Source organism: Vibrio casei (assembly GCF_002218025.2).
Lineage (GTDB): Bacteria > Pseudomonadota > Gammaproteobacteria > Enterobacterales > Vibrionaceae > Vibrio > Vibrio casei.
The window spans coordinates 2,193,358-2,211,270 of record NZ_AP018680.1 but is presented as its reverse complement, the minus strand read 5'-3'; the positions used below and the strand labels follow the sequence as shown (position 1 = coordinate 2,211,270).

The window sequence follows — 17,913 nt, the reverse complement described above, 5'->3', positions numbered from 1 at the left end:
TGGGCTACACAATAATTAGATACGACAAATTGTGTTTTTGCTAGAGGTAAATGGATTCATGGCAAATTTTGTTATTGTGACTGATAAAGACAGCGACTGGCGTCAATATTTCCCATCCGATCAAGTCGTTACTGTCGATACTTACCTACAACCGAGCTTTCTATCAGAACGGTCTGAAAAGCATAAAAGTGTACAAGTGCTTAACTTGTGTCGTGATTATGGTTATATGAGTAATGGTTATTATTGTTCATTACTTGCAGAAGCACGTGGTCATCGTGTTTTACCCCGCGTGATGGCGATTAATGATGTGAATCAGCCATTTGTTATCTCTCTGCCTGAGCAAGACCTGAATAAGTTTTTTGGTGATTCTGAGCAAGTCGCGAGCAAAATCTACTTTGGACGCACCAATGTAAAAGGGTTAGAAAAAGTGGCTCGCCGTTTGTTTGAGCATTTTATGATCCCGGTTTTAGACATCAAATTGAAAAAGCATGGTAAGCATTGGCAATTGGTGAAAGTCCAACCGTTTCCGTTTCAGGATTTGAACAACGAGGAGCAAGATGTTTTTGCTCAATCATTGGAGCAATTCTCTAATAAAGTATGGCGGGCATCGCCTAAGCCAAGTAAACAATATCGTTATGATATTGCTATGCTGGTGGATCCGGAAGAAAAAATGCCACCATCCGATTCTGTAGCGCTTAACCGTTTTAAGAAAGCTGCAAACCGTTTAGGTATGAGTTTACAAACGATTACCGCCGATGATTTTTCTCGCTTGAGTGAATTTGATGGTTTATTTATTCGCGCAACAACCAATATCAGCAACTTTACTTATCGTTTTGCGAAACGTGCAGAAAAGTTAGGTTTAGTCGTGATGGATGATCCTGAATCGATTATGAAATGTACCAATAAAGTATTTTTAACTGAGTTACTTGAAAGGCATAAAGTACCCGCTCCAAAATCTATGATTTTGCGCAATTTTGATCCAAATTGGAAAAAGAGTTTATTAGAACACATGAGCTTTCCGCTCGTACTGAAAATTCCTGATGGGGCATTTTCGGTTGGGGTAGTAAAAGTTACTGATGAATCAACATTAGAAGAAAAAGCCGCCGAACTGTTTGATAAAAGTGCTTTGATTTTGGCTCAAGCTTTTATGCCGACGGATTTCGATTGGCGTATTGGTGTCATGAATCGCCAAGCGATCTATGCGTGTCGTTATCATATGAGCCGAGGCCACTGGCAAATTTATCAACACCATAATAGTGGCAGAACTACATCTGGTGGCTTTGATACCCTTGATCTCAAACAAGTACCAAAGAATGTAGTGGATACTGCGGTGAAAGCGGCGAACTTGATTGGCGCTGGTTTATATGGTGTTGATTTGAAAGAAATTGATGGGCAAGTGTATGTGATTGAAGTAAATGATAACCCAAGTATTGATAATAAAGTGGAAGACCTGTGGTTAGGGGATTTACTTTATGATCGCATCATGACGGAATTTTTACGTCGCATTCAATTACGTGGCTTTTAATTCATAGTGCTTGTTCGGAAATAACTATTCCACATGGCTAGCTTGGTTTTTCTTTGTTAGGCTTATTGTGGAATGGTTAATAATGAAGCGAATCTTTAATGGAGTATTTATTATGAAAACAGTGACTAAATTTGTCTTTGCTGTTCTTACTATTGGAGTACTTTCTGGTTGTGCATCTAATGATGAAATGGTGGAACAACAAAAGCAAAATACCGAGCAAATTGAAGTATTGAAGAGTCAGCTACAAGAGCAAGATCAGAAAACGACAATGACTTGGGAAGCGGTAGCTCAATTGCAAGACGATCAAGAAACACTTAAAAATCAAGCAGAACAAGCGAAGAATAAGTATAGAGTGAAAGAACATGACACTTTATTTTCTATCGCACAAGAGCATGGAATGACATTGGAAGATTTGATCCAATTGAATTCTCAGATCAAATCACCGAATAAGATTACTATCGGTCAAGAAATTAACTTGAAGTAATATGCCTGCCTTGTTTGGAAAAGCTGCCTTGGTGGCTTTTTTATTATTGGGAGCTAGATAATACCCAATACTTCTTTCAATGGTTTTAAATAACGTCGACTTACGGGCACTAAGTTACCACTGTGTGTGACGACTTCCGCTAGACCATTTTCAAGTAATTTTATTTCTTTTATTGCTTTGGTATTAATCAAATATTGTCGATGGCAACGTAGCAGTTCCGTTTTCTCTTCTAACGTTTTTAGAGTCAATTGGCTAGTGGTAGTTTGATGGGCAGTTTGAATGTGTACACCAGAAAGATCACTGAAGGCGGATTCGATATCATTCAATGGAATTATCATGATCCGGTTATGCCCCATGCATGGAACTTGTTGCAGCTGTTTTGGTGTTAAGGCTTCTATTTGAGTTTGAGTGTACACCGCTTCTTGATTTTGTTTTGCTTTGACCAAACGCTGAATACTTTTATATAAACGTTTAGGATCAACTGGCTTTAATAAGTAATCAAAAGCATTATCTTCAAACGCTTGAATGGCGTATTGATCGTAAGCGGTTACAAAAATGATGTGTGGCATTGTATCCGGATCAAGCATCCCCAGTAGCTCAATGCCACTGATTTGAGGCATATGAATATCAACAAATACGGCCTCTGGTTTAAGGGTGTTGATTTGCTTGAGCCCTTCAACTGCATTACTGGCTTGGGCAATCACTTCCACCATATTGGTTTCTTGAAGCAGTTCGGTTAATTCTTCACGAGCAAAAAGCTCATCATCAATCACAATTGCCGTTAACATGACATCCCTTATTTATTTCTTTCATTTGGATCGTGGAAGGATTTTAGTTACCAATTTTAGCATTTGGGATCAGAAAACTCATTCGAGTAAACTTTCCTTTTTGACAATGAGTTTGCAGCTCTGCCATGTTCCCAAAGTAATTCGTTAGTCTTTTATTGACGATATCCATGCCTAATCCTTGATGATCGGGCTTGGGTGGAAGAAAACTGCCAGCATTATCTTCTACCGTGATTCGATAACCCAATGAATTTTTCTGGCTGTAAATACGGACTTTACCGCCTTCTAATAAGTTACCTATTCCATGTTTAATCGCATTCTCGACCAAAGGCTGAAGCGTAAAGCTGGGCAGTAGTTTATCAATTAGATCCTCTGTAATATTGATATCGACTTCCAATCTGTCGGTAAAACGGGCTTTCTCTATTGTGAGGTAGGCATTAACGTGAGCAAGTTCATCTTTAAAACTGACGGTTTCAATATTTTGCTTTAAGTTACTTCTGAAAAAGTGCGAAAGATGTTGAATGAGCTCTCGTGCTTTATTTGGATCACGACGGATCACGGCGCTGATGGTGTTTAAAGCATTAAATAAAAAGTGTGGATTGACTTGAGCGTGCAGCAGTTTAATTTCAGCCTGAGTCAGTAGCGTTTGTTGTTGTTGAAAATCACCATAGAGTATTTGGCTCGACAGTAACTGAGCAATTCCTTCGCCCATTGAGCGATTTATATTGGAAAGTAACTTTCGTTTAGGTTCGTATAACTTGATTGTCCCGACGACGTCTTTTCCTGTTCTAAGCGGTATGACTAAAACCGAACCGAGTTTACAGTTGCTAGAAATGGAACATTGATAAGGAGAGTCTCTACCATCTAAATACATAACTCGGTTTTCTTCCATCGCTTGTATTGTACACTCGGAAGAAATCGGGGTATTGGGTTTATGGTGGCTATCCCCGATACCAATAAAGGCTAATATTTTTTCTTTATCCGTGATTGCAACGGCTCCGACATTAGTTTCTTCGTAAATAATACGAACGATTTTATCGGCGTTCTCTGAATTAAATCCAGAATTCCATATTCCAACGCTGCGCTCAGCAATGGTTAGTGCACGGCGAGAAAAGGTGGCGGAATATTTCTCATAGATGGTTTTTCTGTCTTGAAGAATACTGACGAATAACGCTGCGCCAACGCAATTGGCAATGATCATAGGTGCTGCAATGGAAGATACCAATGTCAGTGCTTGATCAAATGGCTTGGCAACCGAAATGATGATCAGCATTTGGCTTGCTTCTGCAATAAAGGTAACAATAAGTACGATGATAGGATTAAATAAAAGGTCTGATTTATCTTTTTTGACCAAATAAAGATGCAATAAGCCTCCAATCAGTCCCTCTGCTGTTGTTGATATCGCACAGGCAACGTCAGTGAAGCCTCCTAAGCTATAACGGTGCATACCTCCAGTTAAACCGACCGCAAAACCGACAATAGGACCACCAAATAACCCACCCATCACCGCTCCTATTGCACGAGTATTTGCGATGGCATCATTAAAGCTCAAACCAAAGTAGGTGCCCATAATGCAAAATAATGAGAACATGACATAGCAACTGAACTTATGCGACAAACGAGAAGAAATGTTCAGCAAGGGAAGAAATATTGGTGTTTTACTTAACATGTAAGCGAGCACTAAATACACACACATTTGCTGTAGTAACGAGAGAATTAAGTCCATAGCACCATTTTAAAGTCAGGGTTATTAGCCTTGTGTAATAATAATTTTACACGTGTAAAATTTTAATTACTTAAACATTGTGTTGTTAACAAGCTTGTAAAGATTGTAAATACTGTTATTTTTGATTCATGAAGCGCTGAGAGTGAACTCAGATTATAATTGTATTAAAAAGTTTACAGGTATTTATCATGCACAAGAGTGAATTAAGCAATATCAACATCAGCGATGAACAAGTTATTATTACTCCGAATGAGTTAAAAAAGAAGATCCCATTAAGTGACCATGCACGTCATTTCATCCAAGAGTCTCGTCAAACGATTTCTAATATTATACATAAGAAAGATCACCGCTTGTTGATCGTTTGTGGTCCGTGTTCTATTCATGATCTTGATGCAGCTAAAGAATACGCGAAACGCCTTAAAGCATTATCGGCCCAACTCGACGATCAAATCTACCTTGTTATGCGAGTTTACTTTGAAAAACCACGTACGACAGTGGGGTGGAAGGGGCTGATTAACGATCCACATTTGGATAATTCGTTTGATATAGAGCATGGGTTGCATATTGCTCGTCAACTTTTGGTTGATTTAGCTGAAATGGAAATTCCATTAGCCACAGAAGCGCTCGATCCAATTAGCCCACAATATTTAGGTGATACATTTAGTTGGGCGGCGATTGGTGCTCGTACGACAGAATCTCAAACACACCGTGAAATGGCTAGTGGTTTGTCGGTTCCTGTTGGATTCAAGAATGGCACCGATGGCAGCTTATCGACGGCTATTAATGCCATGCAAGCAGCATCTTCTAGCCACCGTTTTATGGGGATTGATAGCGATGGACAAGTGGCATTATTGACGACTCAAGGCAACGGTAATGGTCATGTGATTTTACGTGGTGGTAAACAAACCAATTACGACTCTGTCTCGGTAAATGAGTGCGAACAAGAGATGGCGAAGCATAATCTAGATGCGGCTTTAATGGTCGATTGTAGCCATGCTAACTCGCGTAAAGATTACCGTCGTCAGCCATTAGTCGCAGAAGATGTGATTCACCAAATTCGCGAAGGTAATAAGTCGATTATTGGCCTAATGATTGAAAGCCATATCAATGAAGGTAATCAAGGTTCGGATATTCCACTGTCTAAAATGCAATACGGGGTATCGATTACCGATGCTTGTATTAACTGGGATACCACAGAAACCTTGTTACGTCATGCACATAAAGAATTAGTTCCGTTTTTACAAAACCGCTTAAAAGGGTAGAGTAAGGGGATCAAAAAGGAATTAAGTGCTAGTGAAGTTAGGAAAAATAAATGGCTGTTGAATTAAATGAATTAAGAGATCAAATCGACGCCGTGGACAAACAAATCGTTGAGCTTCTGGCTCAACGCTTGTCTTTGGTAGAAAAGGTCGGCGAAGTAAAAAGTAAACATGGCTTGCCAATTTACGCACCAGATCGTGAAGCAGCGATGTTGGCTTCTCGTCGTGAAGAAGCTGAAAAGCGCGGCGTGCCACCACAACTTATTGAAGACATTTTGCGTCGTACTATGCGTGAATCTTATGCCAGTGAAAAAGATTCCGGCTTTAAGTGCTTAAACCCAGAGTTGCGCTCTATTGTTATTGTGGGTGGTAATGGTCAGCTTGGTGGCTTATTTAAGCGTATGTTTGAGCTTTCTGGATACCAAGTGAAAATTTTGGGTAGTCAAGATTGGGATAACGCAGAAGATATCGTAAAAGATGCCGGAATGGTGGTGGTCAGCGTACCTATTCACTTAACCGACTCAGTGATTAAGAAATTACCAATATTACCCGATGATTGCATTTTATGTGATTTAACCTCAATCAAAGCTGAGCCTTTAACTGCGATGCTAGAAGCGCATGCTGGACCGGTGATTGGTTTACACCCGATGTTTGGCCCCGATATTCCAAGCATGGCTAAGCAGGTGATCATTTGTAGCGATGGCCGAGCGCCGGAAACGTATCAATGGTTATTAAAGCAATTTGAAATTTGGGGCGCGAGCATTTGTGCGATTGATGCTGAAGAGCATGATAACGGCATGACGTTGATTCAAGCGCTGCGTCACTTTACTTCATTTGCTTACGGTTCTCACTTGTCTAAAGAAAACCCAAATTTGGATACCTTAGTACAATTAAGTTCACCGATTTATCGTTTAGAACTGGCGATGGTTGGACGTTTGTTTGCTCAAGATCCCGATTTGTACGGTGATATTATCATGTCGTCACAACGTAATATCGACATGATCAAACGCTTCCACCAACGCTTTGGCGAAGCTATTAAAATCTTGGACAATAAAGACAAGAAAGCTTTTGTGACTCAATTTAATACAGTTTCCGAATGGTACGGTGATTACTCACAGCAGTTCATGCGTGAAAGCCAAAACCTATTAAAACAAGCCAATGATGCCATGCATCGTAGTAAGTAACCTGCATTAACAAACATTGATAATATCTTCGCCTCCTTTGAAATTAAGGAGGCTTTTTTATGGCTATTACTCGTTGACGGTTGTCCAACCGTCTTCATTCAAGCCAAAATCTTGTAATCCTTTTTTTCTCTTTATTTTATCTTGTCTGGTGAGTTTGCTTGGTTGGTTTGCAATATCATTGATTGGTTGTTTACTACTCATTGCCAAGAATAGTTGCAAGTTAACTGTGCGATTAAGCTGCTTAACGAGGCTTGCCCAAGGCACGTATGATTGCTTGTTAAATAGCTGCTCGAGGTTGTCGGGCTGCCATTGTATAAAATCTTGTGGATCTAACGTTTTGCCAATAAAACGAACTTCGTAATGCAAATGTGAACCTGTTGAGTTACCACTGCTACCACAAAAGCCAATTCTATCGCCTTTTTCAACAAATTGTCCGGTTTTTACCGAAAATTGGTTGAGGTGAGCATATAAAGTAATAAAGCCAAAGGCATGGCGAAGTTTGATCAGATTGCCATAACCTTGATTGCTTGGACGAGTTATTTCAACGACACCATCTGCAGTGGCAAAAACCGGAGTGCCTAACGGGCAGGTGAGATCCATGCCTAAATGGCGCTTCCATTGCCCGCTAATCGGATGTAATCGGTCCCCGTAAGGTGAGGAGATTCGTCGGTAGTCGACAGGAATATCATTGGGGATCATGCGAAACAAACTAGCTTCAATGGCTGGAGGAAGAGGGAAGGTGATTTGCTCTGAGTTGTCTATTGTGGCGAGAGCTTGTTCGAAGTTTATTGTTGGGGGCGCTATTGAATCATCGCCTAGGTTATCGATTTTATCATGATCTTGCTCCTGCAAAGAGTCTTGCAGATTTCGATTGGTGGTAAGTTGTTGCTGGTACTGCTCTTTATAATGTTGTAATTCTTGATTGAGACTATCGAGTTCATCTCGGCTGTTTTGCCACTGGATGATAGTTACCCATGTTATTGAAAATAAAAAGAGAATAGAAGCAATCGAGAATATTTTAAATGGTTTTTGACCTACTATGTGCTTAAAGATCATCATAGGCCAAATACTCTGTTTGCGCTTTGCGGTAACTCGAGAGTGTAGGGTGTTCGGCAATGTGGAATCGAAGTCAGACATAAAATACACAAGGTTAAAAATCTAGCTAGCTTATGGTCTACAGTAATTTGTAGGGTGGGAAAAGGTTGGACTAAATTAGACGATAAAATTTACAGCGCTGTTCTCATTTTGAGGTTAGGAAACCAACTCGGAAATATAAACAGAAAAATCAGCAGAAAAAATAAAGCCATCACTTCACATAGAGCAATGGCTTTCGTTGTTAGGTATCCGCCTAGGTAGGCTACGATATGACTACCTAGCTGATTTTTACCTATCGACTATAACTACTTAGTTACACGCTTATACTTGATGCGGTGAGGTTCAGCCGCCGCTGCACCTAAGGTTTGTTTCAACCACTCGCTGTACTCTGTGTAGTTACCTTCGTAGAAGTTCACTTGGCCTTCATCGCGGTAATCAAGAATGTGTGTTGCGATACGGTCTAGGAACCAACGGTCATGCGAGATAACCATGGCACAACCTGGGAACTCAAGTAACGCTTCTTCAAGAGCACGTAGCGTTTCAACATCCAAGTCATTGGTCGGTTCATCGAGTAGTAACACGTTACCACCGGCTTTAAGCAGTTTGGCAAGGTGGACACGGTTACGCTCACCACCGGATAATTCACCAATGATTTTTTGTTGATCAGAGCCACGGAAGTTAAAGCGTGAGCAGTAAGCGCGCGCTGGAATTTCGAAGTTGTTGATCTTGATGATATCTGCGCCTTCTGAGATCTCTTTGAACACGGTGTTGCTATCATTCATGCTGTCACGGAACTGATCAACAGAAGCCAGTTTAACGGTATCACCCAGTTCAACCGTACCTGAATCAGGTTGCTCTGTGCCACTTAACATTTTAAATAGCGTTGATTTACCGGCACCGTTGGCACCCACGATACCGACGATGGCACCTTTAGGCATGCTGAAAGATAGGTTATCAATTAGAACGCGATCACCAAATGATTTGGTTAGGTTTTTCACTTCAAGAACCTTATCACCTAAACGCTCACCCGGCGGAATAAACAGTTCATTGGTTTCATTCCGTTTTTGGTGATCGGTTTTATTCAATTCTTCAAAGCGCGCCATACGAGCTTTTGATTTTGCTTGGCGACCTTTTGGATTTTGACGAACCCACTCTAACTCTTTCTCGATGGTTTTCTTACGTGCGCTTTCGGTTGACGCTTCTTGCGCTAAACGCTCATCTTTTTGTTCTAACCATGAGGTGTAGTTACCTTGCCATGGAATACCTTCACCACGGTCAAGCTCTAAAATCCAACCGGCTGCGTTATCGAGGAAGTAACGGTCATGGGTAATCGCCACCACAGTACCGCTATAATCTACAAGGAAATGCTCAAGCCAAGCCACAGATTCTGCATCCAAGTGGTTGGTTGGTTCATCGAGTAGCAACATGTCTGGCTTTTCAAGTAGTAGACGGCAAATCGCAACACGGCGGCGCTCACCACCTGATAAGAATTCAATTTTTGCATCCCATTCAGGAAGGCGTAGTGCATCAGCAGCACGCTCTAATGCATTTTCAAGGTTATGGCCATCTTTTGCTTGAATCAAAGCTTCTAGTTCTCCTTGCTCTTTGGCAAGGGCATCAAAATCAGCATCCGGTTCAGCGTAAGCCGCATAAACAGCATCAATTCGTTTCAGCGCATCCGCGACATCTGCTACTGCTTCTTCTACAATTTCACGAACCGTCTTGGATTCATCGAGCACCGGTTCTTGAGGTAGGTAACCTACGTTTAATCCAGGTTGAGGACGCGCTTCACCATCAATGTCGGTGTCAAGGCCAGCCATAATGCGCAAAAGAGTTGATTTACCTGAACCATTAAGACCTAGAACACCGATTTTGGCACCAGGGAAAAAACTTAGTGAGATATCTTTCAATATTTGACGTTTCGGTGGCACGATTTTGCTCACACGAGACATGGTATAGACGTATTCAGCCATAGCCGCTCAGATCCTATTTTTAGCATATTTGAAAAGGATAGTTTACTCTTTCTAACAGAAGATTCACACTAGATGAGTGAAACAAGGTTATTATAAAAAAGTCATATTTTATAGGTTTCATATTGTTTTTATGAGACATTTCTAGGGAAAGCCAATATCCATGCCGCATTTAAAAAAGACGATTTTTTCTTGTCTCGCCTCCGCGACTTACTTGCTAGCAAGTGGGATTACTGTTGCTCAGCCGGTTGCTGCAACACAAGTTGCTGATAAGAAAAATAATGACGCCAATCTTATCGTGTTATCTCCTTTGGAAAAACAGCGGCAAGTCTATCAACAAGCTCAAGACTTATTAGATAATGACGACGTTGCTGGCTATCAACTGATTCGTCCACAAATCACTTCTTATCCGTTAACCCCTTATGTCGATTACCGAGCTTTCATTTCAGATATTGAAAATCGAAGTCCAAAAGAAGTGAATGAATTTGAAGAGAAATACAAAACAGTTCCATTTTCTAGTCGTATTTCAGGCAATTATCTAAATGCCTTGGCTAAAAGCAAGCAATGGAAGGTAATAACGCAATATCAAACTCAAGAACCTAAAGGGCAAAGTTATCAATGTTATTACTACTACGCTAAATGGACTGAGGGTGAAAAAACGTTGGCGTATAAGGGGGCAAAACAACTTTGGTTAACTGGCAGTAGTGTTTCTTCAGCATGTGATAATTTATTCTCTGAATGGGCAAGTGCGGGTTTAAGAGGTGATGATGTTGTTTTAGAACGCATGCTTTTGACGTTTCAATCGTCAAATTCACGGTTATTCAGTTATTTAGATAATTTATTGAAAAGTGATTCCGCGAAAGAAAAGTCACGAGATTTACAACACTTGTACTTGAAACCGAATGGCGTTTTAGAGTACAGCCAAAAAAACAAAGTTACCTCGTTTAGCCAAACATTAACGGAACTGGCATTTAGCCGGTTGATCAGAATGAATACTCAACAAGCTGTAGAGTATTTCGATGAGGTGATGAGGTTACAAAAAATTCCTAAGTCAACTCGAGCTGATCTTGCTAATTTGGTGAGTGCTTGGCTGATGAATACCGATAGTCGTGATCTGGCTAAGTGGCGTGATAATACGCTTAATCAATATGGTCAAACGTCTCGTTTAGAACGCCGAGCTAGGCTAGCCATTCAAAATGGTGATTGGACGTCGCTTGATCATTGGATCGAAAAATTGCCAGAAAGTGATAAAAATACAACGCGTTGGCAGTATTGGAAAGGCCGTGTTGAATTATCTCAAGGTAAAGATAAACAAGCTAAGCAACGTTTAAACAAAATATTAGGTCAACGTGATTTTTATAGCGTGGCAGCGGCTAATTTGTTAGGCGAACCGATTCGTTATCAAAGTAAAGTGTTGAATGGACCGCTAGCTGATATTTCAAATGATAAAGAAGCACTTGGTCGTATCCAAGAAATGATTGCCGTCGATAAAATTAATGCGGCAAAAAGTGAATGGCGTTGGTTGCTTTGGCACAGCACTGAAAGTGAAAAGAAAGCGCTAGCACACTATGCCACTAAGAAACGTTGGCATAATTTTGCAGTTGTCGCGACCATTGAAGCAAAAATGTGGGACTATACTAGTATGCGTTTTCCCATTGCCCACCGCTGGTGGTTTAATTTTTACTCGAAAAAAAATAATGTTCCTTTAATTACTTTACTGTCGTTAGCGCGGCAAGAAAGTGCGCTGGATATTGAGGCTCGTTCTCCAGTCGGAGCTCGAGGTATTATGCAAATTATGCCGACAACAGCTAAACACACGGCCGATGTGTATGATTTAGAGTATGATCATCCCGATGAGTTGTATGATATTCAAAAAAATATTGAAATTGGTAGCTCATACTTGGGAGGGTTGATGGATGATTTTGATAACAATCGTATCTTTGCTTTCGCCGCTTATAATGCAGGCCCACATCGGGTGAAAACATGGCGCGCACGAACCAATCAAAGTATTGATGCGTATTCATTCATTGAAGCGATTCCATTTAATGAAACTCGTGGGTATGTGCAAAATATTTTGATGTTTGAAACTTATTACCGCAATCTACTTGGTCAATCTGGTTCTTTTTTAACGCCAGATGAAATAAAGGAAAAATATTAAATTCATGGCTAACTCTACTGATATAAAAGACGTTCCCGAATTTGAACGATGGCAAGATGTTCTTCATTTATTAGAGCAATCTTGCCAGCAGAAGCAATTGGATTTTTTATTGTCGGCATTATTGACTTTTGATGAACGAGAAGCCTTACTTGCCAGAATGAATATTTTCCACGAATTAATCAAAGGTGATCGTTCTCAGAGGCAGATTAGCCAAATGCTTGGGGTGGGGGTTGCCACTATTACCCGTGGTTCGACTGAGCTTAAAAAATTAGAGCAAGATAAAAAACAGCAGCTTCAACATTTGTTGCAAGCTGCTGTTTTAAATAAAAGTCGCTAAAGGTTTGCAAGAGCAAACCTTGTTAATCGGGTCATCATCCTAGTTTTGCTTTAAAAGTGACTAGGATTTATAAATGGAATTAATGCCAGTACTAAAGCTTGGTGGTAAACCGAGCTTCGAGTTAACTGATTGTGCGTGAGTAAACCTATTGCTCCGCCTTTCTGTTTAATGTTGTCAGTGGCGAAGACTTCATCCATGACATGACCAAGCTCTTTACCCTGACGAACTTTTTCTAATACGACAGGAGGGAGCATTAAGCAAGCTGAACGAGATTCGCCTCGTTTGATACTGTCGTTATGGCAATTATCTTCAATGATCATCCAGGCGTAAGTAAAATTCCCCTCAATACCTGCTTCTAAACCAACATAAAAATCACCGTTGTTGATTGCCAACTTAGCATTTTTAACTCGATTTAATGCCCCGAGTTTGGTTTCGTGATCATTCATTGGTTGATCGGGGACTTCACTTGAAACTGACACTCCGTCAAAAGTGAAATCAGCGTCGGGAAATGCTGCTTCAAATGCACTTTCAACGGCTTTGATTTTTGCGGGATTAAGTGAGGAAACAATCACTTTGATTAATTTATTTTCCACTAACTTATGACTCCAATTTAACGTGGGTTGGTTTGATATTTTCGATTGGATAGCAACCCAGTACTTTTAAATGACGAGTAATTTTGGTTAGTTCTATAATCGCTTGCTGCATTTCTTGTGAATCTAAATGTGCTTCTAAGTCTACATAGAACATTTCTTCCCAAGGGTTCCCCATAATTGGGCGAGACTCAAGTTTAGTCATGTTGATGCCATAATGTTGAAGAACCAGTAACGTTTGTACCAAAGAGCCCGCTTCTTGTGAGGTCGACATGATGAGGGTTGTCTTTGCGGGTATTTGAGTTGAGACTTCAACGGGCTTGCGTGCTACAACGATGAAGCGGGTATGGTTTTCGGTCTGATTTGAGATATTTTCTTTGATTATTTGTAGACCATATAATTTACCACTTGAAGCGTTACCAATGGCCGCTACATCTGTTCGCTTGAAATCTTTTACTTTTTGCATGGCGTCGGCGGTACTTGCACATGACTCCAAGGTAACACTGTTGAGATGGCTTAAAAACTCACTGCATTGCTGGTGGGGCTGCGGATGCGAATACAACGTTTTAATGTCTTCTAAACGCATGTCTTGCGGGGCTAGTAAGCAATGATCAATTGGTAGAGTAAGCTCCCCAACAATGTACAAAGTAGTGTGTTGAAGCAAATCGTAGACTTCATTGATTGATCCTGAGCTGGTGTTTTCTATAGGAAGAACACCGAAATCAGCATGACCTGATTCTACCGTGGAAACAACCTCTTTGAATTGGCCACAATTTAGTTCAATCAACTCCGTATTTTTACGGCTAAAATACTCGCGGCTGGCTAAGTGTGAATAAGAGCCTTTCGCGCCCAAAAATGCAACTCTAGCCAGTGGTTTTCTACTTTGTTGTGGATTGGCAAGGTTTTGTAAATAGGCTTGTTGCAGTAATACGGAGTCTTCAATGATGGTATGGAATAGCTTAGTGATATAGGTAGCATCAAGTTGGTATTTTTCTTTACCGTTATTAATCAACTTTACGAGCAGCTCTTGTTCACGCTTTGGGTCTCTAACGGGTTTAGAGGTTTCGACTTTACTTTTAGCCACTTGAATACTGAGTGAACGTCGCTCAGATAGAATATTCAGTAATTGATCATCAAGTTCATTAAGTCGAAGTCTAATTTCTTCAAGTGAATAGCGTGGTTGAGTCATAACTTATTCCTATAAAAAAGCCCCCCAGAGTGGGAGGCTTTCTGTCCGTTTTTGGCTTGTTTTTAAAACGACATCTAGCCCCACCTAGTTAGGATGGAAAAAAGAAGCCAAAAAAGAACAGATTGAATGAATGCATAATATATATTTTCCTAGAATGAGCTAACACCATAAGCAAGCGACGAGAAAGCGTCAAGCAAAAAAATAGCGCTCAAGTGAGCGCTACAAGGGTTTGTTATTATTTTTAGAAGTAACTATTCCACTTCAGCTTCTTCTTCTACGTCAAGTTTCTCTACTTTAGTTCGTTTTGCCTCTGGCTTATGGCTAAGTTTGTTTAACTGACGTTCCAGTTTATGTTCTACTTCATTAATTGCTTTATATAAATCTTCATGTGAAGCTGATGCAACCAGTTTCCCTTTTGGAACGGTAATAGTTGCTTCAATTTTTTGTTGATTTCCTGGTTCAGTACTAATATTGGCTTGGCAATTAATGAGATCGATTTGCCACTTTTCAAGTTTTTGGAATTTAGCCTCAATATATTCACGGATTGAAGAGGTCACTTCGATATTTTTGCCAGTAATGTTTATTGTCATAGGTTATTTTCCTCTTGCGACCTTGATTAGTTGTTTTCAGATTACCCTTTTGGGATGAAATGAATGTGATCTAAATCATTTTTTTTCGCGATGATTTTTTATTAATAAGCAAATGTGATCCTAAACAAAACTTGGTTATTTTTAAGATGAAAAGACTTGTTCTTCTGTGGGAATGAAGTAGGTTTAATCGAATGGCTACTAAAGATCTATATTTTTAGGGCTTTTTTTTAATCTAAGTAAATCATTGTTTATTTTTTGACATTAAAAATGGCATAAAAAAGCAGCGATTATTACGCTGCTTTTTAGTTTCAGTGATAATTTTTTGTTCGCTTATTTTTCTTTATTTAAATCGATGAGAGCTTGCGTTTGCTTGATCCCATCTTCTAAGTTTAATGCTTTATACGCTTTGAGTTGAATTTTTAATGACTCATGAGCCGCTTTGGTATCGGGATAGGTTTTTTGGATCTCCTGACAACGATTAATAGCAGCGATCCAAGCTTCTCTACGTAAGTAAAAATCAGCAGAAGCTAAGTCATATTCTGCTAAACGATTTTTTAACGAGACTAAGCGAATACGTGAGTCGGCCGCATATTGGCTATTAGGGTAGCGTTCTAATAAGCGCTTGAAATCAGAAAATGCGGCTTTGACTGGTTCAGGATCTCGATCAGAGCGATTCATATTAAATAGAGAATGCATGAAATTAGAATCTTGAGCCATGTGGGTTAAGCCACGCATATACATTATCCAGTCAGAACGTTCATGCGTTGGATTTAAACGAGAAAAACGCTCAATAGTTGCTAACGTTAATGGATAATCGCCATTTTTGTAATAAGCATAGATTAAATCAAGTTGTACTTGATCTGAATAAGGGCCAAATGGATAGCGAGAATCGAGGGCTTCAAGTTTCTTTATGGCCTCAGTCCAGCCTCCAGATTGAAGTTCCTGGTGTGCTTGTGTATAGAGATCCGATGGTGGGATATCTGGTACTGCGTCTTTATTATCAGCGCAACCTGCTAATAATAGTAAGGTAATTAGACCTAAAAGGTATTGGCGTTTCATTGTGAGGAGAAAATTCCTTGAATTAAATATTATCGTGTCCGTTACTTCTTACAACTTAACAGATACAATGGTGAATAACACTATTTTACCAATAACGGTGAATAGACCTATTTTATCCATATTAATGGATATTAGTCTCATGGTTTTTTAAAAAGTTCGATATGGCCCAGCAGATAATACGCACCGATACAGTAAAAGATTCTCAATTAGGGCAACGCTTAGATCAAGCGATTGCTGAATTATTTTCAGAATTTTCTCGTTCTAGACTTAAAGAATGGTTGCTTGAAGGCAAGGTTCAAGTTAATGGTGAAGTCGTCACTAAAGCGCGTACTCGAGTTATGGGTGGTGAAGACATTACCGTTCAAGCCGAGTTAGAAGATGAACAACGTTGGGAAGCTCAAGATATCCCACTTGATATTGTGTATGAAGATGATCATATCATTGTTATCAATAAACCTCGTGATCTTGTGGTTCACCCAGGCGCTGGCACACCGGATGGAACCGTTTTAAATGCATTATTGTATCACTATCCTTCGATAGCTGAAGTCCCTAGAGCGGGTATTGTTCATCGTTTGGACAAAGATACAACGGGTTTGATGGTGGTGGCTAAGACCGTTCAAGCACAAACGCGTTTAGTTCGAGCGCTTCAAAAACGTAATATTACCCGTGAATATGAAGCAATTATTATTGGCAATATGACGGCGGGTGGATTGGTTGAGAAACCGATTGGCCGACATTCGACTAAGCGTACCTTAATGGCGGTTAATGAATTAGGTAAGCCTGCGATTACCCATTACCGTGTGGCTGAGCATTTCCGTGTTCATACTCGTATTCGTTTACGCTTAGAAACGGGCCGTACGCATCAGATTCGTGTGCATATGGCTTATATTCAACATCCATTATTGGGTGATATTGCTTATGGCGGTCGTGCGCGTATTCCTAAAGGGGCATCGAAAGAATTAACGGATATGATTCGTAGCTTTGATCGTCAAGCGTTACATGCGGTAATGCTGAAATTTAAACATCCAGCAACGGGAGAAGAAATGGCTTTCCGTGCGCCGGTTCCTAACGATATGATTGTGATGGCTGAAGCTCTACGCCAGGATGCGAAAGAGAATAAAGAAGAGGAATAAGTCTTAATGAATATGGTCACTCCAAATTGGCCTGCGCCTAAAAATGTAAAAGCATTTAGTTCTACGCGTTGGGGTGGGGTATCGCAAGGTGCATATCAAGGTTTGAATCTTGGTATGCATGTTGGAGATGATGATATTCTTGTGCAAAAAAATAGAGACTTAGTGAAGGCTGGTGGCTTAATGCCAACCTCACCAATTTGGCTAAATCAAACACATTCTAATGTGGTGGTAGAGTTAACCAAACCGACTCATCAGGTTATTAATGCAGACGGATCCATGACCACTCATAATAAAATTGTGTGTACGGTGATGACCGCAGACTGTTTACCTGTGCTATTAACTAATACCGATGGCACTCAAGTTGCTGCTGTTCATGCGGGTTGGCGCGGGTTGGCAGACGGGATTTTAGAAAATGCCGTCAACAAGTTTACTAAACCGAGCCAAGTTATGGCTTGGATTGGACCTGCAATTGGTGCTAAAGCATTTGAAGTGGGAAGTGATGTCTTTGATGTTTTTACTCACTTTGATTCGCATGCTCGAGATGCGTTTGTTCGGTATTCCTCTCAAGTGTCGGTAAAAGGTAGCCAAAAAAAATGGCTGGCCAATATGTCGTTACTTGCCACGCAACGTTTAAATCTTGCCGGTGTAGAACAAGTTTTTAATAGTCAACGTTGTACATTTTCCGAACCTGAAAATTTTTATTCTTATCGACGAGATGGTATGACAGGGCGTCAAGCCACCTTTATTTGGATTGAATGATACCGATGAAAAAAACATCACTTCCTCTTGAAAATCTTCCCCTAAGCATCCATTTATAAGTCATAAATAA

The 17,913-nt window shown here is 40.2% G+C and carries 16 protein-coding genes and 1 other annotated feature; of the genes, 8 read left to right on the top strand and 8 right to left on the bottom strand.

The window, feature by feature from the left end:
- Positions 1-58 precede the first annotated feature (58 nt).
- Together VCASEI_RS10400 and VCASEI_RS10395 are read left to right on the top strand one after the other, a co-directional pair.
- Entirely contained in the window at positions 59-1,525 is a 1,467-nt protein-coding gene (locus tag VCASEI_RS10400) for a RimK family protein (protein ID WP_089110691.1), read from the top strand.
- Between the two features lie 112 nt (positions 1,526-1,637).
- Entirely contained in the window at positions 1,638-2,009 is a 372-nt protein-coding gene (locus VCASEI_RS10395) for a LysM peptidoglycan-binding domain-containing protein (RefSeq protein WP_162621043.1), read from the top strand.
- 53 nt (positions 2,010-2,062) lie between these two features.
- On the opposite strand, the gene btsR is transcribed toward VCASEI_RS10395, so the two are convergent.
- On the bottom strand, positions 2,063-2,797 hold the full coding sequence (btsR, locus tag VCASEI_RS10390) for a two-component system response regulator BtsR (protein ID WP_089110693.1): 735 nt from the start codon (positions 2,795-2,797) through the stop codon (positions 2,063-2,065).
- 43 nt (positions 2,798-2,840) lie between these two features.
- Positions 2,841-4,520: a sensor histidine kinase gene (locus tag VCASEI_RS10385; protein WP_089110694.1), complete on the bottom strand. Its 1,680-nt coding sequence runs from the start codon at positions 4,518-4,520 to the stop codon at positions 2,841-2,843.
- Positions 4,521-4,708: 188 nt separating this feature from the next.
- Here VCASEI_RS10385 and VCASEI_RS10380 point away from each other — a divergent pair, with 188 nt between their 5' ends.
- On the top strand, positions 4,709-5,782 hold the full coding sequence (locus VCASEI_RS10380) for a 3-deoxy-7-phosphoheptulonate synthase (protein ID WP_086961747.1): 1,074 nt from the start codon (positions 4,709-4,711) through the stop codon (positions 5,780-5,782).
- A 50-nt stretch (positions 5,783-5,832) separates the two neighbouring features.
- On the top strand, positions 5,833-6,963 hold the full coding sequence (gene tyrA / locus VCASEI_RS10375; RefSeq protein WP_086961746.1) for a bifunctional chorismate mutase/prephenate dehydrogenase: 1,131 nt from the start codon (positions 5,833-5,835) through the stop codon (positions 6,961-6,963).
- A gap of 66 nt (positions 6,964-7,029) precedes the next feature.
- Here tyrA and VCASEI_RS10370 read toward each other — a convergent pair whose 3' ends face one another.
- Both VCASEI_RS10370 and ettA read right to left on the bottom strand, forming a co-directional pair.
- Positions 7,030-8,100, bottom strand: coding sequence for a M23 family metallopeptidase (locus tag VCASEI_RS10370; protein ID WP_086961745.1), 1,071 nt, complete (start codon positions 8,098-8,100; stop codon positions 7,030-7,032).
- Positions 8,101-8,363: 263 nt separating this feature from the next.
- The gene (gene ettA, locus VCASEI_RS10365; protein WP_086961744.1) at positions 8,364-10,031 is read right to left on the bottom strand and encodes an energy-dependent translational throttle protein EttA; all 1,668 of its coding nucleotides are present in this window, start codon (positions 10,029-10,031) and stop codon (positions 8,364-8,366) included.
- A 160-nt stretch (positions 10,032-10,191) separates the two neighbouring features.
- Between ettA and sltY the strand changes: the two genes are divergently transcribed.
- A complete protein-coding gene (sltY, locus tag VCASEI_RS10360) occupies positions 10,192-12,186 on the top strand; it encodes a murein transglycosylase (RefSeq protein ID WP_086961743.1) in 1,995 nt (664 codons plus the stop codon).
- A 4-nt stretch (positions 12,187-12,190) separates the two neighbouring features.
- Positions 12,191-12,523: a trp operon repressor gene (gene trpR, locus VCASEI_RS10355; RefSeq protein ID WP_086961742.1), complete on the top strand. Its 333-nt coding sequence runs from the start codon at positions 12,191-12,193 to the stop codon at positions 12,521-12,523.
- 50 nt (positions 12,524-12,573) lie between these two features.
- Here trpR and yjjX read toward each other — a convergent pair whose 3' ends face one another.
- From yjjX to bamD, 4 genes are all read right to left on the bottom strand, one after another.
- Positions 12,574-13,116: an inosine/xanthosine triphosphatase gene (yjjX, locus tag VCASEI_RS10350; RefSeq protein ID WP_086961741.1), complete on the bottom strand. Its 543-nt coding sequence runs from the start codon at positions 13,114-13,116 to the stop codon at positions 12,574-12,576.
- A gap of 4 nt (positions 13,117-13,120) precedes the next feature.
- Complete coding sequence (gene pheA, locus VCASEI_RS10345; RefSeq protein WP_086961740.1) at positions 13,121-14,302, bottom strand: prephenate dehydratase; 1,182 nt, start codon at positions 14,300-14,302, stop codon at positions 13,121-13,123.
- Between the two features lie 10 nt (positions 14,303-14,312).
- Positions 14,313-14,435, bottom strand: a sequence feature (Phe leader region).
- A 118-nt stretch (positions 14,436-14,553) separates the two neighbouring features.
- Positions 14,554-14,892 carry a ribosome hibernation-promoting factor, HPF/YfiA family gene (gene hpf, locus VCASEI_RS10340; protein WP_086961739.1) on the bottom strand — a complete coding sequence of 113 codons (339 nt, stop codon included), beginning with the start codon at positions 14,890-14,892 and terminating at the stop codon, positions 14,554-14,556.
- Between the two features lie 330 nt (positions 14,893-15,222).
- Positions 15,223-15,951: an outer membrane protein assembly factor BamD gene (gene bamD / locus VCASEI_RS10335; protein ID WP_086961738.1), complete on the bottom strand. Its 729-nt coding sequence runs from the start codon at positions 15,949-15,951 to the stop codon at positions 15,223-15,225.
- A 161-nt stretch (positions 15,952-16,112) separates the two neighbouring features.
- Between bamD and rluD the strand changes: the two genes are divergently transcribed.
- Both rluD and pgeF read left to right on the top strand, forming a co-directional pair.
- Positions 16,113-17,084: a 23S rRNA pseudouridine(1911/1915/1917) synthase RluD gene (gene rluD / locus VCASEI_RS10330; protein WP_086961737.1), complete on the top strand. Its 972-nt coding sequence runs from the start codon at positions 16,113-16,115 to the stop codon at positions 17,082-17,084.
- 6 nt (positions 17,085-17,090) lie between these two features.
- A complete protein-coding gene (gene pgeF, locus VCASEI_RS10325; protein WP_086961736.1) occupies positions 17,091-17,843 on the top strand; it encodes a peptidoglycan editing factor PgeF in 753 nt (250 codons plus the stop codon).
- The last annotated feature ends 70 nt before the right edge of the window (positions 17,844-17,913 follow it).

Coding starts and splice junctions, on each gene's coding strand:
- VCASEI_RS10400 (WP_089110691.1), top strand. CDS start 59: ATGGCAAATTTTGTTATTGTGACTGATAAAGACAGCGACTGGCGTCAA.
- VCASEI_RS10395 (WP_162621043.1), top strand. CDS start 1,638: ATGAAAACAGTGACTAAATTTGTCTTTGCTGTTCTTACTATTGGAGTA.
- btsR (WP_089110693.1), bottom strand. CDS start 2,797: ATGTTAACGGCAATTGTGATTGATGATGAGCTTTTTGCTCGTGAAGAA.
- VCASEI_RS10385 (WP_089110694.1), bottom strand. CDS start 4,520: ATGGACTTAATTCTCTCGTTACTACAGCAAATGTGTGTGTATTTAGTG.
- VCASEI_RS10380 (WP_086961747.1), top strand. CDS start 4,709: ATGCACAAGAGTGAATTAAGCAATATCAACATCAGCGATGAACAAGTT.
- tyrA (WP_086961746.1), top strand. CDS start 5,833: ATGGCTGTTGAATTAAATGAATTAAGAGATCAAATCGACGCCGTGGAC.
- VCASEI_RS10370 (WP_086961745.1), bottom strand. CDS start 8,100: ATGTCTGACTTCGATTCCACATTGCCGAACACCCTACACTCTCGAGTT.
- ettA (WP_086961744.1), bottom strand. CDS start 10,031: ATGGCTGAATACGTCTATACCATGTCTCGTGTGAGCAAAATCGTGCCA.
- sltY (WP_086961743.1), top strand. CDS start 10,192: ATGCCGCATTTAAAAAAGACGATTTTTTCTTGTCTCGCCTCCGCGACT.
- trpR (WP_086961742.1), top strand. CDS start 12,191: ATGGCTAACTCTACTGATATAAAAGACGTTCCCGAATTTGAACGATGG.
- pheA (WP_086961740.1), bottom strand. CDS start 14,302: ATGACTCAACCACGCTATTCACTTGAAGAAATTAGACTTCGACTTAAT.
- hpf (WP_086961739.1), bottom strand. CDS start 14,892: ATGACAATAAACATTACTGGCAAAAATATCGAAGTGACCTCTTCAATC.
- bamD (WP_086961738.1), bottom strand. CDS start 15,951: ATGAAACGCCAATACCTTTTAGGTCTAATTACCTTACTATTATTAGCA.
- rluD (WP_086961737.1), top strand. CDS start 16,113: ATGGCCCAGCAGATAATACGCACCGATACAGTAAAAGATTCTCAATTA.
- pgeF (WP_086961736.1), top strand. CDS start 17,091: ATGAATATGGTCACTCCAAATTGGCCTGCGCCTAAAAATGTAAAAGCA.